Raw genomic sequence first — 25,170 nt, 5'->3', positions numbered from 1 at the left:
GGACGGGACGGCAGCGACATGGCCATTGCGACACCCGGTGCGGCTCCGGCGGATGCCCCTGCCGTCCTCTCCGCGCCCCTGCGGGCGCGCCGGTTCGGCGGGGGATCCCGCCGAACCGGCCGCCGGCGGGGCGGCTCCGCCGGGCGGAGCCTCCTGCAGCACCTCACCCCGTGGTTCTTCCTGGCCGCGGCGGTGGGACTGCTGCTGCTGTTCACCTACTGGCCGGCCCTGAACCTCTTCTACTTCAGCGTCACCGACTGGGACGGCATCGACCTCCAGAAGAACTTCGTCGGCCTCGACAACTACGTGCAGGTGTTCACCGACCCGCGCATCTTCTCGGTGTTCGGCGTCAGCCTGTACTACTTCTTCGCGTCGTTCGCGCAGATGGCGATCGCGCTGTACTTCGCCACGCTCCTCAGCTTCTCGACGCGCTTCTCGAACCTCTTCCGCGGCATCCTGTTCTTCCCGTACCTCATCAACGGCGTCGCGATCGGGTTCGTCTTCCTCTACCTGTTCCAGCCGGGCGGCACGCTCGACACGGTGCTGAGCTGGTTCGGCGTTGCCGACCCGCCGCAGTGGCTGGGCAACCCCGACGTGGTCAACTGGTCACTGGCCGGCACCTCGGTGTGGCGCTACACGGGAATGAACTTCGTGCTCTTCCTCGGTGCGATCCAGTCGATTCCGCACGAGCTGTACGAAGCGGCGGATCTGGACGGCGCGACCCGCTGGCAGCAGTTCTGGGCCATCATCTTCCCCGGCATCCGGCGGGTGATCGGCCTCTCGTTCATCCTCGCGATCGCCGGCAGTCTCAGTGTCTTCGAGATCCCCTTCATCATGACCGGCGGCGCCAACGGATCGGCGACGTTCGTCATCCAGACGCTGCAGACCGCCTTCAGCTTCCGGCAGGTCGGTCTCGCATCAGCGATGGCCGTCGTGCTGCTGGCGATCGTGCTGGTGATCACGTGGATCCAGCGCAAGGTGTTCCCCGACGAGAAGGTCGACCTGACATGACCACCACAGAACCACAGCGCACGATGCCGTTGCGCACCACTCCCCCGCGCACGATCAAGGGCCGTTCCCTCGGCGAGCGCCTCCGCGGCGTCAGCGCGACCACGGCGAAGTACCTCAGCCTGATCATCGCGTCGGTGCTGACGCTGCTGCCCCTGTCGGTGCTGCTGTTCGCGAGCCTCAAGACCGCGCCCGAATACGCCCAGACCGGTCCGTTCGACCCGCCCGAGAACTGGCTCAACTTCGACAACTTCGTGACGGCGTTCACGAGCGGCGAGATGCTCGAGGGCTTCGTCAACACGACGATCGTGCTCGTGGTGTCGCTGGCAGGCACGATCTTCATCGGCACCATGGCCGCCTACGCGCTCGACCGGTTCGCGTTCCGCGGCAAGAAGCTCGTGTTCGGCCTGTTCCTGGTCGCCACGCTGATCCCCAGCGTGACCAGTCAGGTGGCGACCTTCCAGCTCATCAACGGACTCGGCCTCTACGACACCAAGGCCGCGCTGATCCTGCTGTTCATGGGCACGGACATCATCGCCATCTACCTGTTCATCCAGTTCATGCAGTCGATCCCGATCTCCCTCGACGAGGCGGCGATGATCGACGGCGCGAACCGGTGGACGATCTACTGGCGCATCGTGCTGCCCCTGCTGCGACCCGCGATCGCGACGGTCGTCATCATCAAGGGCATCGCGGTGTACAACGAGTTCTACGCACCATTCCTCTACCTGCCGTCCGAAGGACTGATCTCCACGTCGCTGTTCCGGTTCAAGGGACCGTTCGGCGCCCAGTGGGAGGTCATCTCCGCCGGCACCGTCCTCGTCATCATCCCGACCCTCGTCGCCTTCCTGCTGCTGCAGCGATGGATCTACAAGGGCCTCACCGCAGGAGCCGTCAAGTGACCACCGCCCTCTCGTTCCGCCCGCTCGACTCGGGCTGGACCCTCCGCGCCGCCGCCGGACCGGCACCGGACGGACTCGCCGGCGACGTCGCCGCGACGGTCCCCGGCTGCGTGCACACCGACCTCTTGGCCGCGGGACTCATCCCCGATCCGTTCCTCGACGACAACGAGTCCGCGCTCGCGTGGATCGGCCTGGTCGACTGGACGTACGCGACCACGTTCACATGGACCGCGGATGCCGCAGACCGCACGGATCTCGTGTTCGAAGGGCTCGACACGGTGGCGACCATCCTGCTCAACGGCAGTGAGATCGGGGCGACGGCCAACCAGCACCGCTCCTACCGGTTCGATGTGCGCGGCGCGCTCGTCGAGGGCGACAACGACCTCGTCGTGCGCTTCCGCTCGCCCGTCAAGTACGCCAACGAGCAGAGCGCCGCTCTCGGGGTACGGCAGCGCCCGTACCCGCTCCCCTACGACGCCATCCGCAAGTCGGCGTGCAGCTTCGGCTGGGACTGGGGCATCGCGACGTACACCAGCGGCATCGTCAAGCCGGTCGGCCTGGAGTCCTGGTCGCTCGCGCGCCTGGCGCAGACGCGCGTGGTCGCGACGCCGTCGGGCGACGGCGGCACGATCGAGGTCGATGTGGAGATCGAGCGCGCGGCCGAGGCATCCGTCCCCCTCTCAGTGAGCGTCGCCGTGAACGGACCCGGACTGGGCGACGGCTCGCTTCCGTCCACCGTCGTCGAGTTCGAGGGCGATCGTGCGCACGTGCGACTGGACCTGCCGGCCGTCGAGCGCTGGTGGCCCGCGGGCTACGGCGAGCAGCCGCTGTACGTCGTGGACGTCCGGCTGCAGGGCGGCGACGGCCCGGATCCGCTGGATGCCGTGCACCGCGTCGTCGGCTTCCGCGACGTGCGCTGGGACATGACCCCCGACGAGTCGGGGACGCCGTTCACACTGGTCGTCAACGACCAGCCCGTGTTCGTGAAGGGCGTGAACTGGATCCCCGACGACGCCCTCACGGTGCGGGTCACCCGCGACCGGCTGCGGCGCCGCTTCGAGCAGGCGCTCGACGCCAACCTCAACCTCATCCGCGTGTGGGGCGGCGGACTCTACGAGTCCGACGACTTCTACGAGCTCGCCGACGAGCTGGGACTGCTGGTCTGGCAGGACTTCCTGTTCGCGTGCGCCGCCTACGCCGAGGAGGAGCCGCTGCGCTCCGAGGTCGAGGCGGAGGCGCGCGAGAACATCGTGCGGCTCGGCCACCATGCCTCGCTCGTGCTGCTCACCGGCAACAACGAGAACCTGTGGGGCTACGAGGACTGGGGCTGGAAGCAGCGCCTGGACGGCAAGACCTGGGGCGCCCACTACTACTACGAGCTGTTCCCCGCGCTGGTCGCCGAGCTCGCCGCGCACGTCCCGTACGCGCCCGGAAGCCCGTTCAGCCCCGGCATGGGCTGGGATGGCACGGCGCAGACCGGGCCGCACCCCAACGACGAGGAGCACGGCTCCATGCACCTGTGGGAGCAGTGGAACCGGCTCGACTGGACGACGTACCGCGACCACAGGCCCCGGTTCGTCGCCGAGTTCGGCTGGCAGGGCCCCCCGGCGTGGAGCACCCTCGTCCGCTCCATCAGCGACGACCCGCTCACCCCTGAATCGCCCGGCATGATCGTGCATCAGAAGGCGATGGAGGGCAACACCAAGCTCACGAACGGCCTGATCCCCCACTTCCGGATGCCGGAGGCCATGGAGGACTGGCATTGGGCGATGCAGCTCAACCAGGCGCTGGCCGTGCGCACGGCGCTCGAGCACTTCCGCTCATGGGCGCCGCACACCCAGGGCGCGATCGTCTGGCAGCTGAACGACTGCTGGCCGGTGACGTCGTGGGCGGCCATCGACGGAGACGAGCGCCCGAAGCCCCTGTACTACGCGCTGAAGAACGCGTTCGCCCCGCGTCTGGCGACCGTGCAGCCGCGTGACGGCGGGCTCGCGGCCGTCCTCGTGAACGACACCGCCGAGGCCTGGGAGGGCGAGCTCCTCGCGCGCCGCGTCGGGTTCGCGGGCGACGAGCTCGCCCGGTTCACCACGCCGGTCTCCCTCGCACCGCGCGAGACGGTCACCGTTCCTCTCCCCACCGACGTCGTCACGCCCGGCGACGCGGCGAGCGAGCTCGTCGTCGCCGGCGTCGACGACGTGCGCGGCCACTGGTTCTTCGCCGAGCCGCGCGAGTCGGAGCTCGGCGCCGCGCGTGTCGAGCTCCGCACCGAGCCCACCGCGGGCGGCACGCTGGTCTCGCTCACCGCGGGCTCCCTGGTGCGCGACCTCACCCTGCTGGTCGACAAGGTCGATCCGGGCGCCGTCGCATCCGACGCGCTCGTGACGCTGCTGCCCGGCGAGAGCACGACGCTGCTCGTGCGACACGACGGCGACGCGCTCGCGGCATCCGCGCTCTCCGATCCTCGGGTGCTGCGCACGGCCAACGAGCTGGTCGCGTCGTGACCGCCGAGACCGCCCAGGCGCTCGGTTCGTACGTGGCCGGAATGACCTGGGGCTGGACCGGCGTGCGCGGCACGTGGGCGACGCCCGCGGCATCCCACTCCCTGCGGGCTATGGCCGACCACGGCGTGAACTGGACGGCGATCGCGTACTCCGCCCTGCAGGACACGGCGCAGTCGACCGAGGTGCCCTTCCGGGAGGCGCCGACCGTGACCGACGAGGAGGTCGTCTGGGCCATCCGCGAGGCGAAGGCGCTCGGGCTGAAGGTGTGCCTCAAGCCCGTCGTCAACGTCGCCGACGGCACGTGGCGCGCGTACATCGGGTTCTTCGACCAGGATGTGCCCGGAGAGCCGACGTGGGGAGAGTGGTTCGCGTCGTACCGCGAGTTCATCGTGCACGCGGCGCGGATCGCCGAGGCCGAGGGCTGTGAGATGCTCTGCGTCGGCTGCGAGATGGTGCGCGCCGACGCCCGCGAGGCCGAGTGGCGCGCGCTCATCGCCGACGTGCGCGCCGAGTTCTCGGGCATCGTCACCTACAACTGCGACAAGTACCAGGAGGACCGCCTCTCGTGGTGGGACGCGGTCGACGTCGTCACGTCCAGTGGCTACTACCCCCTCGACCGATGGGATGCCGAACTCGACCGCATCGAGCGGGCCGTTGCCGAGACGGGCAAGCCGTTCTTCTTCATGGAGGCCGGCTGCCCCTCGCGCGAGGGCTCGCCGGACCGTCCCAACGACTGGTCGCTGCCCGGCGCCCCGTCAGGTGCGGCGCAACTGCGCTACTACGAGGCGATGTTCGCCGCCTGCGACGCGCGCCCGTGGGTGCGCGGGTTCATGCTGTGGGATTGGCCGCCCCGGCTCTACGCGGCCGACGAGGCGGCTGCGAACGACGACTACTGCCCGTACGGCAAGCCCGCCGGCGAGTTCCTCCGCGACGCGTACCGTCTGCGCGCGAGTGGCGCAGGGATGGGGCAGCAGCCATGACCGAGCGCACGGAGACAGGCACGGTACTGGCGATCGACGCCGGGCAGACCGGCATCAAGGTGCGGGTGCGGGAGCACGACCTGCTGTTCCCCGGCATCCGCACGCACGAGCAGCTGCTGCCGCAGCTCGCCGCCGTCGCGCACGCCGCGATCGAGCGCACGGGCGCCGAGGTGTCGGTCGTGAGCGCGGGTGTCTCGGGGCTGACGACGAAGGAGGCGGATGCCGCGGCACTCCTCGCCCGCATCGCCGACCCGGCGGTGCACGAGGTGATCCTCGCGCACGACTCGACGACGTCGTTCCTGGGGGCACTCGGCGACAGTCGAGGCGCGGTCGTCGCCGCGGGCACCGGCGTGGTCACGCTCGCGGTCGGCGCGGAGCGCGTCGCCCGCGTCGACGGGTGGGGCTACCTGATGGGCGACGCCGGCAGCGGATACTGGATCGGCCGCGAGGCGCTCGACGCCGTGATGCGGGAGTTCGACGGGCGCGGTCCGGCGACCGCGCTCCGCGCGGTGGCCGAGGAGCGGTGGCCCGACCTCACCCAGGCTTACATCCACCTGCAGTCCGACGACGACCGCGTGAGCGTCGTCGCCTCGTTCGCCGCGCACGTCGCGCGGCTGGCCTCCGACGGCGACGCGGTGTCGCAGAACATCACCGTGCGGGCCGGCGGCGAGCTCGCCCACAGCGTCGAGACCGCGCTGCGCCGGGTGCGCTCCGACGACCCCGACGAGCGCTTCGCGGCCTGCGCCATCGGCGGCGTGTTCCGCTCGCCGCAGCTGCACGAGGCCTTCGCCTCGCACATCGCCGCGAGCGAGCTGAACGTCACGCTCGTCGAGCCACGCGGTCACGGGATCGACGGCGCCGCCGCCCTCGCGGGCCTCGCCCCCCAGCATCCACTCGCCCACGCGGTGTCGGTCGCCCGAGCCTGACGTCCGCGCTGACATCCGCGTTCGACAGGTCAACCGGCCTTCCACAGGAGAACCGCGCACCGTCCATCCTGCGGAAGCCCGGTTGACCTGTTGAGGCGTCGGTTCGCGGGAGTCGGGAGGCGCCGGCACGCGGGAGGAACGGCGGATGCCCCGGCCCTGTGTGGACAGGTGGGCCGGGGCATCCGGGTCTCGCGCTGAGGGCTGGTCAGACCAGCGACTCCCTCCACGCACTGTGGAGCTGGGCGAACTTGCCGTCGCCGCCGATCAGCGCATCGGGGGCGTCGTCCTCGATGATGCGGCCGTGCTCCATGACCAGCACGCGGTCCGCGATCGCGACCGTCGACAGACGGTGCGCGATGATGATCGCGGTGCGGTCGGCGAGCAGGGTCTGCAGGGCATCCTGGATCTGCCGCTCGGACGGCATGTCGAGCGACGCCGTCGCCTCATCGAGGATGAGCACCGCCGGGTTCGCGAGGAAGGCGCGTGCGAACGAGACCAGCTGACGCTGTCCCGCCGAAACACGGCCGCCGCGCTTGTTCACGTCGGTGTCGTAGCCGTCCGGCAGGGCCTCGATGAAGGCATCCGCCCCCACCGCCTTCGCGGCGGCCTTGATCTCGTCGAGCGTCGCGTCGGGCTTGCCGAGCGCGATGTTGTCGGCGACCGTGCCGCTGAAGAGGTAGGCCTCCTGCGTGACCATGACGATCGCTCGGCGCAGGTCCTTCGGGTGCAGGGACCGCAGGTCGACGTCGTCGAGCGTGACCGCGCCCTTCGTCGGGTCGTAGAATCGCGACACGAGCTTGGCGAGCGTCGATTTGCCCGCGCCCGTCGTGCCGACGAGCGCGATCGTCTGCCCGGCGGGGATGTCGAGCGAGAAGTCCGGCAGGATGGTGCGCCCCGTGCCGTATCCGAACTCCACGTTGCGGAACTCGAGGTGGCCCTTCGCCGTCCAGAGGTCGACCGGGTGCTTCGGGTCGGGAACCGTGGGCTCCTCCTCCAGCACGCCCGACACCTTCTCGAGCGCCGCCGTCGCCGATTGGTACGAGTTCAGGAAGAACGCAACCTCCTGCAGCGGAGAGAAGAAGTTGCGGACGTACAGCACCGCCGACAGCAGGAAGCCGATCTCCATCGCGCCGTCCACGACACGGATGCCGCCCCACGCGATCACGACCGCGAGCGTCACCGACGCCACGGCCATGAGCCCCGGCTCGAACGTGCCGAACAGGCGGATCGAGCGCATGTTCACGTCGCGGTAGTCCATCGCCACGGCGCCGAACTCCTCGTCGTTGCGGTCCTCCTTGCGGAAGGCCTTCACGGCGCGGATGCCGGTCATCGTCTCGACGAACTTGACGATCACCTTGGCGCTGATGACGCGGGACTCCCGGTACACCAGCTGCGAGCGCGAGTAGAACCAGCGCATGAGCAGGTACAGCGGAATGCCCATCACCGTCAGGATCACACCGGACTGCCAGTCCACGATGTACAGCGCAGCCAGCGTGAAAGCGCCGTACAGGATGCCGGAGACGAGCTCGTTGAGGCCACCGTCGAGCAGCTCGCGGATGGTGTCGAGGTCGCTCGTCTGACGCGAGATGATGCGGCCCGACGTGTACGACTCGTGGAACTCCAGGCTGAGTCGCTGCGTGTGCAGGAAGATGCGCTTGCGCAGGTCGAGCATGATCGCCTGCGTGAGGCGCGCGGCCACCACGACGTACCAGCCGATGAGGGCGGCACCGCCGATTGCCGTCACCAGGTAGACCAGCACGACGAGGATCGTCGGCATCCAGTCCATCCGCTCCACCGCAGCGGGCAGCGCGTTGTTGATGCCGATACCGATGAGCCAGGGGCCTGCGACGCGCAGCGCGGTCGAGATCACCAGCACGACGCCGGCGAGGATCAGCTGCCCGCGCACCGGTGTGATGAGCGAGCCGAGCAGGCGCAGCGAGCGCCTGCGGATCTCCTTGCTCTCGGCGCGCGTGTAGTCGGAGCGGTCTTCGCCGCTGGTTCCTGTCACTGTGGTGCTCACAGGGTCACCTCCCCCATCGGTTCCTGAGCTTGTCGAGCGGCTTGCATGCGAGCTTCCTCGACCTCGAGACTCGAGATCACGTGTCGGTAGTGGCTGCTGGTGCGCAGCAGCTCGGAGTGCGTGCCTACCGCCGTCACGCGGCCGGCCTCGAGCAGCGCCACGCGATCGGCGAGCATGACGGTCGAGGGGCGGTGCGCCACGACGAGCGCGGTCGTCTCGTGCAGGACCTGCCGAAGAGCATCTTCGACGAGGGCCTCGGTGTCGACGTCGAGCGCCGACAGCGGGTCGTCGAGCACGAGCACAGCCGGGCGGGCGGCGACGGCGCGCGCGAGCGCGAGCCGCTGTCGCTGGCCACCGGAGAGGGACAGCCCCTCTTCGCCGATGATCGTGTCGACGCCGTCGGGCAGCTCATCGACGAATCCCGCCTGGGCGACGTCGAGCGCCTCGCGAAGCACGCGCTCGGCTTCGTCGCTGCCGGGGACGAGGTCCTCGCGGCCGAGCAGCACGTTGTCCCTCACGGTCTGGGAGAAGAGGGTCGCGTCCTCGAACGCCATGCTGATGTGCCGGCGCAGCTCTTTGAGGGTCAGGTCGCGCACGTCCACGCCGTCCAGCGTCACCCGGCCGCCGGTCACGTCGTACAGGCGGGTGGGCAGCGTGGTGAGCGTCGTCTTGCCCGAGCCGGTGAGTCCGACGAGGGCCATGGTCTCGCCCGGGCGGACGGCCAGGTCGATCCCGTCGAGCAGATCGCGCTCGTGGGTCGCCGCATCCTGGTAGCGGAAGTGCGCTCCCTCGAAGACGAGCGCGCCGCGCGGGCGCTCGATCGAGACGGGCTCGACGGGGTCGATGATCGTGTTCTCCTCGTCGAACACCTCGAAGAGGCGGTCGGTCGCGGTGCGCGCGTCCAGCAGGAACGAGAACAGGAAGCCGATGGACTCCATCGGCCAGCGCAGCACCGTGGCCATCGCGAAGAACGCGATGAGCTCTGCACCCTGCAGCTGACCCATGGCGGTCAAGTAGATGCCCGCACCCAGGCACAGCGCGAAGGCGATGTCGGGGAGCAGCACCAGCCAGAACCAGATCCAGCCGACCGCGCGCGCCTTGCGCAGCTCGGTCTCGCGCAGCGTCTCGGCCTGCCGCGTGAAGCGCTGGAGCGCGTGCTTGCCGCGGCCGAAGGCCTTGAGGACACGGATGCCGTGAACGCTCTCCTCGACGGAGGTCGCGAGATCGCCGGCCTGGTCCTGGGACTGTCGCGCGAGGGTTCCGTAGGTCTTCTCGAACCGGTACCCGGCGTACCACAGCGGAGCGGACGTGACGAGGAAGATCGTTCCGAGCAGCCAGTGCCAGCGGAACAGCAGCGCCGTGCCGACGGCGATCGTGAGGACGTTCACGACGAGCAGCACGAGCCCGAAGGCGAGCCAGCGGCGCAGCATGCTGATGTCCTGCATCATGCGGCTGAGCAGCTGACCCGACTGCCAGCGGTCGTGGAACGCGACCGGCAGGCGCTGCAGGCGCGAGTAGAAGGTCTGGCGCAGGTCGTACTCGACCAGGGTCGCGGGCGCCAGCACGAACCAGCGGCGCAGCCAGACCATGCCCGCTTCGGCAAGGCCGAGGAGCAGGATCGCTCCGGCCCCCCACCAGATCGCGGTGATGTCGCCCGAGGCGATGGGGCCTTGGACGATCTGCTCGAGCACGAGCGGGATGGCCAGCGCGAGCAGGCTGGCGAAGAGCGCACTGACGGCGCCCATCGTCAGTCGCGGCAGCACGGGTCTGGCGAAGGGAAGAAGGCGCGCGAGCGCGCGTGGCGTGGAGAGTCTCTCAGCGGAAGACGTAGTCATGATCCTTGACGAGTGGTGTGGCGGGGGCGTTTCGATGCCGCGGGAACGGCGGGGACGGCGCACCGCACAGACAGCGTGCGGGGTCGCCGGAGAGGCGTCCTGTAGGCCAGAACGCGGGAGCTGGTGATCCTATGCCGCGCGGCGTTACGAGCGGCGGCGCCGCGGGTGCGGCGGATCGGCGGAGGTCGGCCCGGGGATTATCCCTCGAGGGCGACGCGCGGCGTCCCGGGAGCAGGCAGGAAGACAATCGGCTTCGTGGTGACGACGGCCTGAGACATGGCTTCCTCCTTGTTCGCGGGACATGAGCCGGGTGCCGCCGAAACGACACGCCAGCCCTCCAGCCTATACCTGAGAATTCCCTGGGCGCAACAAGCGCTTTCCGCCTCCCCGGAAGTTCTTCGCGGGTGCCCCCCGTGGACGCCGCACGCCCCGGAGGGTCCTGGGACGATCCGGGGTGCCGGAGGCTTATGGGATCAGCGCCGGCACCGCGGCCTCGCGGTCGAGCAGCCGCCGCTTGACGGGCAGGCCCCAGGCGAACCCGCCGAGGCTTCCGTCGGTGCGCAGCACGCGATGGCAGGGCACGAACAGGGCTGGGGCGTTGCGGGCGCAGATGGATGCCGCGGCGCGCACGGCGCTCGGAGAGCCGAGCTCGGCGGCGAACTCGCTGTAGGTCAGCGGACGACCGGGGGCGATGCGCCGCAGCGCCGCCCAGCCGGCGAGCTGCATCGGGGTGCCGTGCTGCGCGACCTCGACGTCGTCGATCGCGGCGAGGTCGCCCTCGTAGTAGGCCGCCACAGCGGCGGCGGCGTCCGTCTCTCCTGTCTCGACGATCGAGGGGCGCACGCGCTCCGACAGCCGGGCCAGGATCGCCGCAGGGTCGGCGGTCCAGCCCGAGGCGAGCACGCGCCCCGCGTCGTCGGCGAGGAGCGTGAAGGCGCCGTCGGGCGTCTCGAGGGTCTGGATGGTCGCGGTGGTCATGACAAGCCTCCGGTGGTCGATGGGGACGGAGTGGATGGGACGGATGCGTCCGCTCGCGCCTCGCGGAGCGGTCGTGCGGCGCGTGCTCTGGCGGGCGCCCTCGGCGGGACCGCGTTCCAGAGGTGAGCGGTGAGGTAGCTGCGCCACGGCGCGGTGCGGGCAGCCCAGTCGTCGAGCGCGCGCGGCTCGGCGGGGAGCCCGAGAGCGGCGGCGCCCGTGCGGACGGCGACGTCGCCCGGCAGGAAGACGTCGGGGTCGGCGAGCACCCGCATGCGCACGTAGTCGGCGGTCCACGGGCCGATGCCGGGCATCGCCAGGAGGGCTGCCCGCTGCTCGACCGCGTCGTCGCCCGGGGTGAGGGTGAGCGTGCCGTCGACGAGGGCGGCGGCCGCTCCGGTGATCGCACGGATGCGGGCGGCGGGCCCGCGCAGCACCTCTCCCCCGCGCTCGGCGATCGCGGACATCGTCGGGAACAGCCGGACAGGGACAGGCGCGTCCGCTGCGCCGACGCCAGCTGGGTCGGCGGCCGCCGCTTCGGGAGCGGCCGCAGGGGTCCCGGAGAGCATGCCCGCGAAGGCGGGCACCTCCTCGCCGAGCGCCGCGGTCAGCGCCGTGAGCGCCGTGCGTGCGGCCACGACCGTGATCTGCTGGCCGACCATGGCCCGGATGAGCATCTCGTGCGGGTCGGCGGCGCCCGGCACGCGGATGCCCGGAAGACCCGCGACCTGCGGAGCGAGCTGCGGATGCTGCGCCAGCGACTCGTCGACGGCGACCGGGTCGGCATCGAGGTCGAACAGACGCCGCGCACGCGTGACGAGGGTCGACAGATCCGCGAGGTTCGTCATCGCCGCGCGCAGGCGGACACGGCCCACGTCGTCCAGGCGGAGCTCGAACCATGACGGCCCGTGGGGAAGACGCAGCGTGCGGGCGAACGTCGAGGCGGTGGCCGCCTCGGCGCCCGGCACGGCACGGGCGGCCATCCATGCGAAGAGACCCGCGGCATCGAGCGCACCCCGGTGCGGGAGCGCCAGGTCGATCGTGACGCCGGGCGCGCCCTGCGCGGGCGCAGCGGCCTGCCGTTCGCCGGGTCGCGACAGCCGTCGCCGCGCGCGGAGCTCGAGCGGCGGCATCCCGAACACCTCGCGGATGGTGTCGTTGAACTGCCGCACACTCGCGAAGCCCGACGAGAAGGCGACGTCGGCGGCCGGCAGATCGGTGCCCACGAGCAGCATGCGGGCCGTCTGCGCCCGGTGCGCGCGGCTGAGGGCCAGGGGTCCGGCACCGAGCTCGGTCGTGAGGAGCCGCGTCAGGTGCCGCGGGGAGTAGCCGAGCCGCCGCGCGAGCCCGGGAACGCCCTCGCGCTCGACCACGCCGTCGGCGATGAGGCGCATGGCGCGGCCCGCGGTGTCGCCCCGGAGGTTCCACTGCGGTGAGCCCGGTGCCGCTTCAGGAAGGCACCGCTTGCACGCGCGGTAGCCCGCCTCGTGGGCGGCCGCGCTCGTCGGATAGAACGTGACGTTCGACGGCTTGGGGGTGCGGGCGGGGCAGCTCGGCCGGCAGTAGATGCCCGTGGAGCGGACCGCCGTCACGAACTGCCCGTCGAAGCGCGCATCGCGCGAGTCGATCGCTCGATAGCGCTCGTCGAATGACATGGCGCCGAGGCGCGCGCCGGGTGTCATGGTGAGGCTCATGCCCCTAGCCTGACACGCTCCCCCGACAGCCGCTCGCGGAAATCGGACATGGCTGTGCGGCCTCTCCGAGCCGGGCGGGAGCTCAGCTCAGCGCGGGACGAAGGCGGAGCGGATGCGGTGCCAGAGCGGATCGCCCTCGGCGACCCCGGAGCCGATGCGGAGCACACCGCCCGCCTGGCCGAGCCCGCACGCGAGCGCGATCAGGCCGATCAGGCCCGCGGCGGCCGACAGACCGTTGACGTCACCACCCGCGAGGTCGCGAACCGCGGCCGCGATGCCGAAGATCGCGGTGAGGAACGCCAGCGAGGACGTCAGCAGCCTCACGAGGTTGCGCGGCTCGAGATAGACGGTTCGCGCCTGCACCCACCCGCCGGCGCGGCGCTGACGAGAACCCGCACGGAACGGTGCGCGCAGCCATGCGGCGGCGCTCGTCGTGAGCGCACGTCCGGTGAGCCACAGCCGCACGAGCCCGAACGCCGCGACGCCGGCGAGGATCACCGCGACGACCGTCACCACGAGATCCACGAGCGCGGCGGGGCGTCCCAGCTGCACGATCGCATCCACCATGCCCAGGGCGACGAACACACCGACCGCGGTCACCACGAAGGCGGCGAGCCCGAAGGCCCATCGCGACCACCGCTCGTAGTCGCCGCGGAGCAGCAGCGCGACGCGGTCGGCCTCCGCGACGGTGACGTCATCCGCCGTCGCGCCGCCGATCCAGGGGCGCGATTCCGGCCGGATGAGGGTGAAAGCCATGCACGTCAGATTACGCGGTGCGCTGCGCGGCGCCGGAATCGGCCACCGGCAGCGCCGGCTCGGCACCTTCCGGCAGGACCTGCGTCGTCGACAGCACGAAGGCGGTCAGCAGTGCCAGCTCCGCCCGCTGCGACGGGTCCGAGCACATGCCCATCACGAGGACGGTTCCGCCCTCTTCCGGCAGAAGCAGCTCGCCGACGGTCGCCACGTTCGGGATGCCGCCCGTGAGCAGCCGGCCACTGGCGACGGTGCCGACGCGACCGTCCGGCGCGGTGAAGGTCTCGGCGCCCGCCTTCTCGCCGAAGCGCACGAGGGGGAACAGCCGGTGGAAAGGCGTGCTCGGCACGTCGACGCCGGGCGCCGCGCGCACCACGTTGGTGCACAGGAACGACGCGGCGGGTCGCTCGCCCGCGGTGAGGGAGACGCCCGCGAAGTCGAAGTCGGTTCCCGCGAAAGCGGCGACGCCGGCGCGGAAGCCCTCGACGATCGCCGTCCGCGCCTCGTCGGGGAGCCAGCCCTCACCGCTCGCGAGGTACCAATCCAGCCACTCGTCCGGGGTGCGATCGCCGAACGCCCGGAACTCGATCCAGCCCTGCGGCAGGCGCTGCCAGACGCGGTCACCGGTCGTCGGCGTCATGGGGTCAGAGCTCCTCGTCGGTGCGGGGTCCGTTGCCGCGGATCGTGTTGTCCACGCGCTCCCCCAGGTTCTGCCACGGACCGCTCAGGCTCTCGACGAAGCTCTGGCCGTTGTCGTGCGCGTCCTTGGCCTGCGACGTCATCCAGTAGGTGTTCGAGACCATGTTCTGCATGTTCACGTTGAGCGCGACAGCGAGCGATCCGGCCGCGGTCCCGCCGCCGGCCAGCGCCGGCGTCATGCGCTGGATCGAGGGGATCAGCACCTGCCCGCCCGGACCGATCAGCGACTTCGCCGCCATGCCGAGGGCGCCGCCCGCGAGCATCCCGAGCGCGCCGACCGCGAAGTCCGTCCAGTCCCCACGCCCGGTGAGCGCCTGAAGTCCGTCGATCGCCACCAGGATGCCCGACATGATCAGCGCGACGGCGCCCAGCGCCGGGAAGAAGAGCGACAGGATCGCGATGACGGGAAGCGCCGCCCGGAGGATGTCCTCCAGGATCGGCACCACGTTGTCCATGAGCCAGGCGCCGGTGTCGGCGAGCCACTCCCCGGCGTCGCCGAAGAAGTTCGAGAACGCGTTGCCGGCGTAGTCGTCCAGGATCCCGCCGGCGTCGTTCAGCGAACGCGCGGCCGCAGCGGCCTCGTCGTCGACCTCGGTCTGGAGTGCACGTGCCGCGGCGCGGATCTCCTCGAGCTCGGCGTCGGCGCTGCCGAGCGCGAGCGCCGCATCCGACACCGCGTCGGGATCGGCGTCGTCGTCGTCCTTGTGCTCCAGTGCGGTGGCATGCGCGTTCTCGCACGAAGCGATCCGGGCGGCGGCGGCATCCGCCTCTTCGGCGAGCACGCGTGCGCGCTGCTGGAAGGAGGTGAGCTGGGTGGTCCAGGTGCGGAGCGCGTTCCGCGAGGTCCGCAGGGCCTCGCCGGTGTCCGACAGCTGCGGCCGGAAGTCCTCGCTCACGGAGGCGCGGAACGCCGTGGCGGAGAGGCCGACCCAGTCGGCGTCGTCGCCGCCGTCGAGCATCGACAGAGCGTCGTCGACGCCGTCGCAGCCCGCCGACAGTGCGTCGAGATAGCCGTCGAGCGTCGCGATGTCGCCGGGTGCGGGGTCGAAGCCGAGCGCGGTGAAATCGGTCACGCCGAGCTTCCTTCCTGTGGCACCATGCTCGCGCCGAGCTCGGAGTCCAGTCCCTGGAACGCCTCGAGGATGCCCTCGAGGCCGGCACCGGCGTCCTCCGCGTAGCGTGCGAGCTTCTTCATGCCGCCACCCCACGACCCGTGAAGGTCTTCGAGTCGCCGTCGCAGCTCGTCCTGCGGCACCGCCGAACCCGACACGTTCGCAAGCGCGCCGGTGGCGTCTTCCAGCATCGTCCGCATGTTGGCGTACGCATGCCGGCTCGCGCTCATCGCGTCGAAGTCGATCCTCACGTCCGTCATCGCATTCCCTCCGAAACGGCCCGACCGGAGGCCGCTGCGCGCGGCGCTCCGGTCAGGCTCTCGAGCTTTGTGGCGTGAGCGCGGTTCAGCCGCCGGCGAGCTGCTGGTCGAGGTCCTGGATCGCGCGCATCATGCCGAGCAGCGACTCCGACATGTCGTTGATGCCGTCCACCGCACCCTTCAGACCCGTCGTCAGCTCCGTGTAACCCTCACCGAACTTGCCCGAAGCGTGCTGCGTCTTGAAGTCCTCACCCAGCAGCGTGTCCACCTGGCTCTTCAACGAGTCCAACTGGCCCTGGATGTCATCACGAGCCTGCGACAGCGACGACGCCACCTGCTCCATCTCCGCATACGAAGCACCGAAATCGGCCATCGTCAACTCCCTCACTCAGATTCACGACCCACCCCGGGCCGATGACTCCACGGTAACCGGCATGACGCGATCAGCCCATGGGGACCATTCCCCATGCAGCGATTCAGGCCTGATCAGGGCGGTAATAGGCGGAGCCCGCCTCCGGTGCGAGCGTGAGCGCGAGCCACCCCGGTGCCGTGGCACGGGCCTCTGCTCCGACGTCGGCGGTGATCTTGCCGCGCGCGACGAGCAGGTCGATCGCGGCATCCCGCTCGGCCATGATCCCGGTCAGCGTCGACGGCGGGATCTCCTTCATGCTCTGGTCGACATTGTCGTGCGGGTTCTGCGGACCGCCCTTGATGGTCACGCCTCGCACGAGGATCGCCGCGTAGACCACCACGTCGGCCAGGATGACGACGAGCCAGACCCAGGTGCCGTCGCCCAGCAGCTCGCGCCCCGCGGTGATGGCGATGAGCGCCGTGAACAGGCCGGGCACGATGTGCATCAGCGTGGTCGTGCGGATTCCCGACTGCGCGACGGCGCGGGGATGACGGTAGCGCTGGTACTCGCTCCATGCCGTGGCGAGGAACGAGATGAGCGTGAGCACGCCGGCGAAGGCGAGAGGGAAGTCGAACGCGCTTCCGCCGACGACCCAGCGGAGCATGGCCGCCGCCCCGACGAGCGGGGCCACCAGCAGGAACATGTACGCGAGCGACTGCAGGCAGCTTCCTGCACGGACGCCGCGATGCTCCGCGCGCACCGCTTCCTTCGGGGCCAGCACGACGAGCGCGTGCTGCGCGTAGGGCGCCGTGACGAACGAGCGCAGCTCGAGCCGCCACCAGTCCACGGGACCCCACTCGTCGACCTCGTCGACGAGGCTTGTCAGGGTGCGATCGCTCACAGCGGCCAGTCCTCTCCCGCTCGCACCACTGCGGCATCGAGCGCTTCGACGCGCGTGCGGTCGGCCGACGGCAGGAAGCCCTCGAGGACCGACTCGTGCAGGATGCCGCCCGCAGAGTCCTCCACGAACGCCAGGCCGTACGGTGCGACAGGACCGAGCACGGCGCCGAGCGTGGCGTTCTGCCCGACGAAGAGCCAGCGCCGGAATCCGTAGTCGTGATCGTCATGACGCTCGAGCAGCGTCACCGAGATCCCGGCGCCCAGCTGCGCCGACTCCACCACCTCGGTGGTCGGCGGCAGCAGTGCCGAGGCCGACCACAGGAAGGCGGCCTGCTCGGGCTCGGCCAGCGGTTCGGATGCCGCGAACACGGTGAACGGCGCCAGTACGCGGCCATCCGCCCCGATCAGGAGCAGGTTCCGGCGGTCGTCGCCGGTCGCGCCGGCGATGTCGTTCAGCGCCGCGGTGATGCGCTCCGCCGTGGCGTCGTCGAATCCCGCGCGTGCGGCGAAGGCGTAGGCGGTCTCCCGCGCCCAGAGCGCGCGCTCGTCGGCGGACCGCTGGACGTGAGGAACGGGGAGGCTGCGCTCGGGATCGTGTCGAAGGTTGATCTGCATGTCAGCGCGTGCTCCACGTGAAGGTGGCGACGTGGTGGTCGAAGAGCGCGACCCACGCCAGCAGCACCGGGTCGTCCTCGGCCATGTCGGCCGCATGGGCGACGGTCGCCGTCCATTGCACGGCCTGCGTCCGCCGGGTTCCAGGGATAGGGATGAGGTAGTTGATGAGGAACGAGACCGCTGCGACGCCCTCGAGCGTGACCGGACGACGTTCGGTCCAGCGCACCATGCGATGCCCCTCGCCGATCGCGATGCCGCCCCGGTTGCGGACGGCGTCCTCGACCACGGCGTCCAGCGGGATCTCGGGGGTGGACTTGCGCCGGAGCCCCACGAGACTCGCCGCGCCGAGGGCCCAGGACGGCGCGGTCTCGCCGGCCAGCGCGAACGCGAACGCGTCCTGCGCACGGAGGCTGCGCAAGGCATCCCCCACCTGGACGGCGAGGCCCGACGCGAGATCCGGTCGACCGGCCTGCGAAAGACGCGTCCGCGCCGCGCCCAGCAGTTCCCGCTCGGTATCGGCGGTCACGTCGTATGACTGCCAGCCCAGCGGCAGCAGCATCCGATACTGCGGGACGGCAGGGGCCACCGTGCCCCTCAATTCAGCACGCAGGTCACTCACCCGACAAGTCTCCCATCCCCGGGCCCCCGTTCCGCGCCGTGCGATGCCGCACGGTGCATGTCACGAGAACGGGTTCTGGTCAGGGTCGAACGAGCCGGAGAAGGCGCCGCCGCTCGCGTCCTTGATCTGGCCGACGATCTGGAACTGCGCCACCCAGACGGTGCCGACCGTGGCGAGCGCGTCGCGCCCGGTCGAGCCCATGCGTGCCCAGTCGTCGATGTTCTTGCCCGAGAACAGCGCGGCCGAGAAGTCCGCCGCCTTGTCGGCGAAGGTCGTGCCGCGCAAGGCGTTGAGACCCGACGCCCAGTCGTCGAAGGAGGCGGCGTTCATGCCGGTCAGCCGCAGGGCGTCGTCGCCGAACGCCGTCCCCAGCGCGCGCCATCCCGATGCCGAGCCCAGGCCGCGGACGGTGCGGGCGGCGGGGCCGATGAACGGGATGACGCCGAGAACGCCGAAGGCGACATCCCACCAGCTGCCGTCGTCGAAGGCGAGTTTGCGGGTGAGGGCGACAGCGAGGGTCGCGACCGCCACGATGGCCGCGAGGGCAAGGATGATGGGGCCGCCCACCACGATGGCGAGGACGGCGAGGACGATTCCCGCAACCGCCAGGACGTTCGCCAGGAAGTCGAGCGCGCCGCGGAGGTCGTCTTTCCAGTCGTCCTCGATCTTGCCGCTGACGCCCTCGCGGATGTTCTTCGCGGCGGTGTCGAACGCGTCGAACCAGCTGTCCCAGGCGGTGTCGTACTCCCCCGCCTTCTCCACCCAGTCCGCGTGCTTGGCGCTGGCGAGGCCGCGCTTCTCGTCGGCGTTCGCCGAGGCGGTGTCGTACGCCGACTGCTCGTCCGCGTCCGCGTCGTCGTCGGGCTCGTTCGGCACCGCACCTTCGGCGGTGTCGGCGGTGCGGCTGAGGGTGTAGTACTCCTCCCACAGATCCAGCAGATCCGACACGAGCGGGTCGATGACGCCCTTCGACGTCTCGAGCTCCTTGCCGTACGTCAGGATGTGGGGGCCGACGGCGTCGTAGAGCTCGGCGGCCTCCGACAGATCGCTGCTGACCTTGCCGCACAGCTCGCGGAGCTTCTCGATGGACTGCCCCTCCATGTCGGCGCCGTCATCGACGAGCCGCGAGATGAGGTTCCATGCGCTCGACATGTCGCTCGCGAGGTCGACGATCTGCTGACCCCGCGTCTGGACGTCGCCGGCGTCGCCGCGCAGCTTCTCGATCAGGGTGCCTGCCGGCGTGTGCGACGGCATGTAAGGCGTGGTCATTCCGTCATCCGTTCTCTGACTTGCGTGCCGCGTCTTCGTCGAAGTCCTTGAAGGCGGCGATCACGCCGTCGAGGTGCTCGGCGACGCCCTTGCAGTTGTCCATGAGCCGCTTGCGACGGTCGTCCCACCGGCCCTCGAAGTCGTGGGCCGCGTCCTTCAGGTCGTCCTTGTCGTACGGCGTCTCGACAGCGTCCTCGAGATCCCGTCGCCTGCTGCCCGCGCTCTCGAACTCGTCGATGATGTGCTTGAGCTGCGTGCTCAGGTCGCCGAGATCGTCATAGCTGACCTTGACCCCCACCGTCACTCCTCAAATTGTCGTGCGCCGCCGTCACCGTCACCGTCGCCGTGCGGCGGGCAGGCGCGAAGCCCGCCGCACCGGCGATGGAGGTGGTTCAGCCGCCGGCGAGCTGCTGGTCGAGGTCCTGGATCGCGCGCATCATGCCGAGCAGCGACTCCGACATGTCGTTGATGCCGTCCACCGCACCCTTCAGACCCGTCGTCAGCTCCGTGTAACCCTCACCGAACTTGCCCGAAGCGTGCTGCGTCTTGAAGTCCTCACCCAGCAGCGTGTCCACCTGGCTCTTCAACGAGTCCAACTGGCCCTGGATGTCATCACGAGCCTGCGACAGCGACGACGCCACCTGCTCCATCTCCGCATACGAAGCACCGAAATCGGCCATCGTCAACTCCCTCACTCAGATTCACGACCCACCCCGGGCCGATGACTCCAAGCTAGCGAAACCCCGCCTGCGACCACGATGGGGACCATTCCCCATGCGGGTCCCCAGGTCATCGCTGGACCGCGGTCTGCGGCACCTCCAGCGTGGATCCCTCGACGAGCGGCATCTGCACCGTGACGGCGCGCCCCGACTGGACGAAGATGCCGCGGCCCTCCGGGAAGTCGGAGCGCTTGACCTTCGGGAACGGCACCTTGAAGATGGCGTCGCCGTCGAAGGCGTCCGGACGCAGCACGATGCCCTTGCGGCCGCCCTTGAAGTCGCCGATGAGCCCGAACCCGCTGGCGATCTGGCTGACGTCGGCATCGCCGATCAGCAGATGCTCGCTGCGGTTGACCGCCTGGAACAGCGCCTTGAGCGGGCGCTCGGCCGGCGTGTCGGCGAACTGCGGGACATCCTCGATGACGATCAGGAGTCGCGCCTCGAGCGACTCGTCGCCGACCAGGTCGGCGAGCTCGGTCGCGAGGTCCTTCGCCTCGTCGGGGGTCGTCGCGCTGCGCATCCACGGCGCGAACTCCTTGAGCTGCGATCGGCGGCCGCCGAAGTGGAACAGCCGCACGCCGGGATCGAAGCGCGTCATCGAGGTGATGAGCGCCTTCATCGCGTTCGTCTTGCCCGACAGCGGCGGTCCCGTCACCACGAAGGTGCCGATGGGATCGAAGTCGCGCGCCGCGAGGGTGTCCTCGGCGACGCCGAGCGCGGGGAAGTCGCCGATGCGATCCGGCATGGCCGTGGACTGCAGCCGTGTGGGCAGCGACCCGATCTCTTCGACCTCGCGCGCGCCCGCGGCACGGAGATCCTGCGCCCACTGGGTGAGCAGCTTGGTCTGCTCCGCCACGTTCGGCGTTCCGCCGAGCACCGCGATCTGGGTCTCGAAGCCGTCCACGATGGCCCGTCCGGGCGCCGATCGCTCGTCGAGGACGTCCTTCGGCGCGTTGAGCAGGGCGTACGCGTTCTCGTCCGAGAGCCGCAGCACGACGCGGCGGGACACGTTCGAGCTGATGGCGGTCGGGACCGATCCCGACCGGTCGGCGGTGGCGACGACGTGCACGCCGAGGGGGCGGCCTTCTCCCAGGATGCGCATGAACGCCTGGTAGAACGGCATCCGCGCGGTCGTGGACTCCCACTCCGCGCGGAACTGCGGCAGACCGTCCAGGAGCATGATGATGCGCGCCTCGTCGCGACCGGTCAGCTCGCGGTATTCGGCGATGCTCGACGCGTTGGCGGCGCTGAACCGCTTGCCCCGGTCGTCGAGGATGGCGCCCAGCGACCGCATGATGCGCTGCACGCGCTCCGCGTCGTCCCCGGGGATGATCGAGCCGACGTGCGGCAGCACCTCGAGGCTCTTGAGCGCGCCGGCGCCGAAATCGAGCCCGTACACGGCCACGTTCTCCGGGCGGCGGCCCGTCGCCGCTGCGATCGCGACGGTGCGCAGCACCGTCGACTTGCCCGATCCGCTGGTGCCGTACACGAGCAGCGACCCGTCGCGGTCGGGTTCGAAGTACACCGGCTCCTGCAGCTGGCGCTCGGGGACGTCGCGCTTGCCGAGCAGGATGAACCCGGCGCGCCCGGCCCGCAGCTGGCGGATGTCGACCGTGGTCTCGAGGTCGTCGAGCCACGGACGGCGGGGCGCGGGGATGCGCGCCACCTCGGCGGCCGCCACGAGCGTCGCCACGAGGCGCTTCTGGTCGTTGGGGCCGGGGTCGACGTCGTGCGAGTCGGACTCGCCCGAGTCGGGGAGCTCCCACCGCTGCACCGAGCCGAACCGCAGCTGCGCGACGGCGACGTCCGCCGCGGGCGCCTGGTCGCTGCTCCATCCGCCGGCATAGGCGGACTGGAACGACACGAGACGACCGGGCCCCGTCTTGGCGATCCCGCGACCGGGGATGCCGGGATCGAAACGCGCCGCCACGGGATCGCCGACGACGTCCTTCGAGTCGGACTCGTCGGCCATGCGCAGCGCGACGCGCAGGTTGGTGTTGGCGCGCAGGTTGTCCTTGATCACCCCGGCGGGGCGCTGGGTGGCCATGATCAGGTGGATGCCGAGCGATCGGCCTCGCTGGGCGATGTCGACGACGCCGTCGACGAACTCCGGCACCTCCCCCGCGAGCGCGGCGAACTCGTCGATGACGAGCACCAGCGCGGGTGGCGTGTCGGGATCGCGCCGCTTCTCCAGCTCGAGGAGGTCCTTGGCCTTCTTGCGGTTGAACAGGTGCTCGCGGTGGTGCAGCTCGGCGCGCAGGCTCGTCAGCGCGCGGCGGACGAGGTGCGGGCTCAGGTCGGTCACGAGGCCGACGCAGTGCGGCAGATCGACGCAGTCGGCGAATGCCGAGCCGCCCTTGTAGTCGACGAACAGGAACGTGACGCGGTCGGGGCTGTGGGCCGCCGCCATACCGAGCACCCATGCCTGCAGGAACTCGGACTTGCCGGCTCCGGTGGTGCCGCCCACCAGGGCGTGCGGGCCCTGGGTCCGCAGGTCGAGCGCCATCGCGTCCGTGGCGCCCTGGCCGACGATCGCGCGCAGCGTGCCCGCCTTCTTCAGTCGCGGGAGGACCGCGCCCGAGCGATCCAGGATGGTGTTGTTCTCGCGCCAGCGCTCGATCGCGAAGGAAGGCTCCGAGGCCATCTCCGATCCCACCAGGGAGAGGAACATCACGGAGTTCGGGATGTCGGACGAGTCCTCGATCACCGTGCTGGAGTCCACCACCGGCGCGAGCCGCTTCGCGAGGACCGTCATCAGCTCGTTCGAGACGCCCTCCACCGCCGTCTCGGGATAGTCGACACCGCTGCGGACCGTCCCCGCGCGCGCACGCTCGAGCCCGTTCGTGACGTCGAGGAAGCTTCGGCACACCGCGGGCAGCGCGTCGACCATGGGGGCGACGAACAGTCCGTACACGCCGACGTCGGCGCCGCGCTCGAGCACCTGGGTCAGCCGGGCCCGGTCGACGGGCGCGTCGGCGGTGACGATGACGACGACCGCCGTCTGGCCGGGGAACGTGGCCTCTTCGGCAGCGCGGCGCACGTCGGTGCCGTAGCGCATCGGATCCCAGTCGTCGGCGAGGGGCAGTCGTGGCGACGATGCGGCCTTCGACCGCTGCATCACCAGTTCCTCCAGGCCCGACAGCAGCGCCGCGCCGGTCGACGCCGAGTCCGACAGGGGCATGTCGCGGAACGGGCTGCGCTCGCTGGAGGTGTGGGGCAGCCACTTCAGCCACTCGAGCTGCGTCGCCCAGCGGGGCTCGGTCAGTGCGATGGCGACCAGCTCGTTGGGAGAGTGCAGGCCGAACAGCTGCACGCACAGACCGCGCAGCGCATCGGCGGCCTCGCGGTCGCCGCCGGCGACGCCGATCACACCCACGCTCTGCAGCGACTCCAGCACCGGCACGCCGTCGATGGTGCGGTAGCGGTCCCGCAGCCGGTCGACGCGATCGACGAACTCCTGCAGTGCCTCCGGCGTCTCGGACCGCTTCACCGTCGTGCGCGACGGGGCCTCGGTGATGCCCAGCCGCACCGAGAGGAAGTTCCAGTGCTCTGGACGCCGCGTCCACAGCATCGGGCCGAGCCGCATCGCCTCTTCGAACACCACCGCCACCGGCGGCGCCTCCGCATTGCGGATCTCGCGCTCGCGCGGGCGCTCGCGGTAGAGCGTCTCTTCCAGCTCCTCGAAGGTGCGCTCGAAGATCTCGGTCTCTTTGCGGGCGCGCTGGCCCACCTGGGTGCGCTGGGAGATGAAGTTGCCGAGCAGCATCAGCGGCGACATGATGACGACGAGGAGCGACCGGGGGTTGCCGTTCATCGCGAACAGCGCCATGCCGAGGATGAGCGGTGCGACGAGCATCGGCCACGGGAACAGCCGCGTGACCGGATCCTTCGGCATCCGCGGCTCCGGGAGCTCTTCGCCGATGTAGCGAGGCTCGACGCGCGGGCTGCGGTTGAACAGCAGCGATCCGCCGCGCTCGAGCACCGGGTCCTGCTCGACGGGCGCGAAGTCCTGGACCATGCGGACGACCACGTCGGTGTCACCGAGCGAGAACCGCTGCCCCGGGATGACGCGGAGGCGCTGGACCAGACCGCCGTCGACCACGATGCCGTTGGCCGAGTTCAGGTCGACGAGCTCCACCGAACCGCCGACCTCGATGCGCGCATGCACCTTGGAGATCAGCGGATCGTCGAGCACGATGTCGTTGCCGGCGGCGCGCCCGATGGTGAAGTGGCCGCGCGGCAGCGGGAACTCGCGTCCGACGAGCGGGCCGCCGACGACCGAGAGGATCGCGGCCGGTGGACCGCCGACCGCCCGCGACGCGACGTAGTCCTCTCCGAGGTTCACGATCGATGCGATGAAGCCCGAGCCGACGGCGGCGTCGCTGATCAGCATGTCGGGCGCGAGCATGGTGAAGGTCGACGAGGTGGGCGGTGCCACCTTGAGCGTCAGCACATCGCGCGGAGAGGCGGACGTCTCGCGAGCGGGGTCGGTGTCGACGATGTGCCGGGCCACGTCCTGCACGGTCGCCGTCGTGTCGGAGGTGACGACGATGTCGATCTGCTGCGCGTCTCGCCGCTGGAGTGTGAGTCTGAGTCTCATGCGTTGTCCTCGGGGTCTGCGTCAGCCGATGCGGATGAGGGCTCGCCGGTCGCCCAGCAGGAGGGTGTCGCCGCTGCGGACCGTGACCCCCTGACCGGGCGGGAGGGAGTGCTCCGCGCCCTCGCGGATGAGCGCGCTGCCGTTCGTCGATGCACGGTCGACGGCGATGATGGCGCCGCCCGTGCGCAGCAGCGCGAGATGGGTCTTGGAGATCGACTTCGTCGGATCCTCGATCGGGACGAGGGTGAGCCCGTTGTCGCCCGGCGCGGGCGAGGGATCGCGTCCGATCAGGATGCCGGCGCCGGGGAGGGCGATGCGCGCGCCGGTGTCGAACTCGAGCACGACGGCCGGGGACGACGACGCATCTGTCACCGGCGGCGCGGCGACGGCGGGCGTGCCGGGGCGTGCCGGCGCGGCAGGACGCGCGGCAC

At 70.5% G+C, this 25,170-nt stretch carries 22 protein-coding genes; 5 read left to right on the top strand and 17 right to left on the bottom strand.

Annotated elements, in window-relative coordinates; all coding sequences use genetic code 11:
* The first annotated feature begins 18 nt into the window (after positions 1-18).
* From ACI3KX_RS15335 to ACI3KX_RS15315, 5 genes are read left to right on the top strand one after another with little or no spacing between them, the layout of a single operon-like run.
* Positions 19-1,011 (top strand): sugar ABC transporter permease, encoded by a 993-nt coding sequence (locus ACI3KX_RS15335; RefSeq protein WP_363357998.1) that lies wholly within the window; start codon positions 19-21, stop codon positions 1,009-1,011.
* Positions 1,008-1,910: a carbohydrate ABC transporter permease gene (locus tag ACI3KX_RS15330; protein ID WP_363357999.1), complete on the top strand. Its 903-nt coding sequence runs from the start codon at positions 1,008-1,010 to the stop codon at positions 1,908-1,910. The genes ACI3KX_RS15335 and ACI3KX_RS15330 overlap by 4 nt, the downstream gene beginning before the upstream one ends.
* Positions 1,907-4,411: a glycoside hydrolase family 2 protein gene (locus ACI3KX_RS15325; protein WP_404910272.1), complete on the top strand. Its 2,505-nt coding sequence runs from the start codon at positions 1,907-1,909 to the stop codon at positions 4,409-4,411. The genes ACI3KX_RS15330 and ACI3KX_RS15325 overlap by 4 nt, the downstream gene beginning before the upstream one ends.
* Complete coding sequence (locus ACI3KX_RS15320; RefSeq protein WP_404910271.1) at positions 4,408-5,391, top strand: glycoside hydrolase family 113; 984 nt, start codon at positions 4,408-4,410, stop codon at positions 5,389-5,391. The genes ACI3KX_RS15325 and ACI3KX_RS15320 overlap by 4 nt, the downstream gene beginning before the upstream one ends.
* A complete protein-coding gene (locus tag ACI3KX_RS15315; RefSeq protein ID WP_363358001.1) occupies positions 5,388-6,317 on the top strand; it encodes a BadF/BadG/BcrA/BcrD ATPase family protein in 930 nt (309 codons plus the stop codon). The genes ACI3KX_RS15320 and ACI3KX_RS15315 overlap by 4 nt, the downstream gene beginning before the upstream one ends.
* Before the next feature lie 205 nt (positions 6,318-6,522).
* Here the strand turns inward: ACI3KX_RS15315 and ACI3KX_RS15310 are convergent, their stop codons facing one another.
* From ACI3KX_RS15310 to ACI3KX_RS15230, 17 genes are all read right to left on the bottom strand, one after another.
* Entirely contained in the window at positions 6,523-8,337 is a 1,815-nt protein-coding gene (locus ACI3KX_RS15310; RefSeq protein ID WP_349426653.1) for an ABC transporter ATP-binding protein, read from the bottom strand.
* Positions 8,334-10,172, bottom strand: coding sequence for an ABC transporter ATP-binding protein (locus ACI3KX_RS15305; protein ID WP_349426652.1), 1,839 nt, complete (start codon positions 10,170-10,172; stop codon positions 8,334-8,336). The genes ACI3KX_RS15310 and ACI3KX_RS15305 overlap by 4 nt, the downstream gene beginning before the upstream one ends.
* A 465-nt stretch (positions 10,173-10,637) precedes the next feature.
* The gene (locus ACI3KX_RS15300; protein ID WP_363358003.1) at positions 10,638-11,150 is read right to left on the bottom strand and encodes a methylated-DNA--[protein]-cysteine S-methyltransferase; all 513 of its coding nucleotides are present in this window, start codon (positions 11,148-11,150) and stop codon (positions 10,638-10,640) included.
* A complete protein-coding gene (locus ACI3KX_RS15295) occupies positions 11,147-12,841 on the bottom strand; it encodes an Ada metal-binding domain-containing protein (protein ID WP_363358004.1) in 1,695 nt (564 codons plus the stop codon). The genes ACI3KX_RS15300 and ACI3KX_RS15295 overlap by 4 nt, the downstream gene beginning before the upstream one ends.
* Positions 12,842-12,928: 87 nt before the next feature.
* Positions 12,929-13,597, bottom strand: coding sequence for a hypothetical protein (locus tag ACI3KX_RS15290; RefSeq protein ID WP_363358005.1), 669 nt, complete (start codon positions 13,595-13,597; stop codon positions 12,929-12,931).
* 10 nt (positions 13,598-13,607) lie between these two features.
* On the bottom strand, positions 13,608-14,234 hold the full coding sequence (locus ACI3KX_RS15285; RefSeq protein ID WP_363358006.1) for a hypothetical protein: 627 nt from the start codon (positions 14,232-14,234) through the stop codon (positions 13,608-13,610).
* A gap of 4 nt (positions 14,235-14,238) precedes the next feature.
* Positions 14,239-15,366 (bottom strand): hypothetical protein, encoded by a 1,128-nt coding sequence (locus ACI3KX_RS15280; RefSeq protein WP_363358007.1) that lies wholly within the window; start codon positions 15,364-15,366, stop codon positions 14,239-14,241.
* On the bottom strand, positions 15,363-15,665 hold the full coding sequence (locus tag ACI3KX_RS15275) for a hypothetical protein (RefSeq protein ID WP_347978301.1): 303 nt from the start codon (positions 15,663-15,665) through the stop codon (positions 15,363-15,365). The genes ACI3KX_RS15280 and ACI3KX_RS15275 overlap by 4 nt, the downstream gene beginning before the upstream one ends.
* A gap of 85 nt (positions 15,666-15,750) precedes the next feature.
* Positions 15,751-16,038 (bottom strand): WXG100 family type VII secretion target, encoded by a 288-nt coding sequence (locus tag ACI3KX_RS15270; protein ID WP_308868145.1) that lies wholly within the window; start codon positions 16,036-16,038, stop codon positions 15,751-15,753.
* A 103-nt stretch (positions 16,039-16,141) separates the two neighbouring features.
* Complete coding sequence (locus ACI3KX_RS15265) at positions 16,142-16,918, bottom strand: hypothetical protein (protein ID WP_363358008.1); 777 nt, start codon at positions 16,916-16,918, stop codon at positions 16,142-16,144.
* A complete protein-coding gene (locus ACI3KX_RS15260; protein ID WP_363358009.1) occupies positions 16,915-17,532 on the bottom strand; it encodes a hypothetical protein in 618 nt (205 codons plus the stop codon). The genes ACI3KX_RS15265 and ACI3KX_RS15260 overlap by 4 nt, the downstream gene beginning before the upstream one ends.
* A gap of 1 nt (position 17,533) precedes the next feature.
* Positions 17,534-18,118, bottom strand: a complete 585-nt coding sequence (locus ACI3KX_RS15255; RefSeq protein ID WP_404910269.1) for a hypothetical protein — start codon at positions 18,116-18,118, stop codon at positions 17,534-17,536.
* Between the two features lie 93 nt (positions 18,119-18,211).
* On the bottom strand, positions 18,212-19,420 hold the full coding sequence (locus ACI3KX_RS15250; RefSeq protein ID WP_349426641.1) for a hypothetical protein: 1,209 nt from the start codon (positions 19,418-19,420) through the stop codon (positions 18,212-18,214).
* A 4-nt stretch (positions 19,421-19,424) separates the two neighbouring features.
* Positions 19,425-19,718, bottom strand: a complete 294-nt coding sequence (locus tag ACI3KX_RS15245; RefSeq protein ID WP_349426640.1) for a hypothetical protein — start codon at positions 19,716-19,718, stop codon at positions 19,425-19,427.
* A 94-nt stretch (positions 19,719-19,812) separates the two neighbouring features.
* A complete protein-coding gene (locus ACI3KX_RS15240) occupies positions 19,813-20,100 on the bottom strand; it encodes a WXG100 family type VII secretion target (RefSeq protein ID WP_308868145.1) in 288 nt (95 codons plus the stop codon).
* A gap of 109 nt (positions 20,101-20,209) precedes the next feature.
* Complete coding sequence (locus ACI3KX_RS15235; RefSeq protein ID WP_363358011.1) at positions 20,210-24,739, bottom strand: FtsK/SpoIIIE domain-containing protein; 4,530 nt, start codon at positions 24,737-24,739, stop codon at positions 20,210-20,212.
* Between the two features lie 21 nt (positions 24,740-24,760).
* Positions 24,761-25,170, bottom strand: a 410-nt coding sequence (locus ACI3KX_RS15230; RefSeq protein ID WP_404910268.1) for an FHA domain-containing protein, incomplete at its 5' end; no start/stop codon positions are given.

The sequence above is a fragment of the Microbacterium sp. ZW CA_36 genome, from assembly GCF_044987475.1.
GTDB lineage: Bacteria > Actinomycetota > Actinomycetes > Actinomycetales > Microbacteriaceae > Microbacterium.
The sequence above is the reverse complement of the archived record's forward strand: the minus strand, read 5'-3'. Positions and strand labels throughout refer to the sequence as shown.

What these genes read in the sequence shown, in the direction of transcription:
- ACI3KX_RS15335 (WP_363357998.1), top strand. Translation starts at nt 19, where the DNA reads ATGGCCATTGCGACACCCGGTGCGGCTCCGGCGGATGCCCCTGCCGTC.
- ACI3KX_RS15330 (WP_363357999.1), top strand. Translation starts at nt 1,008, where the DNA reads ATGACCACCACAGAACCACAGCGCACGATGCCGTTGCGCACCACTCCC.
- ACI3KX_RS15315 (WP_363358001.1), top strand. Translation starts at nt 5,388, where the DNA reads ATGACCGAGCGCACGGAGACAGGCACGGTACTGGCGATCGACGCCGGG.
- ACI3KX_RS15305 (WP_349426652.1), bottom strand. Translation starts at nt 10,172, where the DNA reads ATGACTACGTCTTCCGCTGAGAGACTCTCCACGCCACGCGCGCTCGCG.
- ACI3KX_RS15300 (WP_363358003.1), bottom strand. Translation starts at nt 11,150, where the DNA reads ATGACCACCGCGACCATCCAGACCCTCGAGACGCCCGACGGCGCCTTC.
- ACI3KX_RS15295 (WP_363358004.1), bottom strand. Translation starts at nt 12,841, where the DNA reads ATGAGCCTCACCATGACACCCGGCGCGCGCCTCGGCGCCATGTCATTC.
- ACI3KX_RS15290 (WP_363358005.1), bottom strand. Translation starts at nt 13,597, where the DNA reads ATGGCTTTCACCCTCATCCGGCCGGAATCGCGCCCCTGGATCGGCGGC.
- ACI3KX_RS15285 (WP_363358006.1), bottom strand. Translation starts at nt 14,234, where the DNA reads ATGACGCCGACGACCGGTGACCGCGTCTGGCAGCGCCTGCCGCAGGGC.
- ACI3KX_RS15275 (WP_347978301.1), bottom strand. Translation starts at nt 15,665, where the DNA reads ATGACGGACGTGAGGATCGACTTCGACGCGATGAGCGCGAGCCGGCAT.
- ACI3KX_RS15270 (WP_308868145.1), bottom strand. Translation starts at nt 16,038, where the DNA reads ATGGCCGATTTCGGTGCTTCGTATGCGGAGATGGAGCAGGTGGCGTCG.
- ACI3KX_RS15260 (WP_363358009.1), bottom strand. Translation starts at nt 17,532, where the DNA reads ATGCAGATCAACCTTCGACACGATCCCGAGCGCAGCCTCCCCGTTCCT.
- ACI3KX_RS15250 (WP_349426641.1), bottom strand. Translation starts at nt 19,420, where the DNA reads ATGACCACGCCTTACATGCCGTCGCACACGCCGGCAGGCACCCTGATC.
- ACI3KX_RS15240 (WP_308868145.1), bottom strand. Translation starts at nt 20,100, where the DNA reads ATGGCCGATTTCGGTGCTTCGTATGCGGAGATGGAGCAGGTGGCGTCG.
- ACI3KX_RS15235 (WP_363358011.1), bottom strand. Translation starts at nt 24,739, where the DNA reads ATGAGACTCAGACTCACACTCCAGCGGCGAGACGCGCAGCAGATCGAC.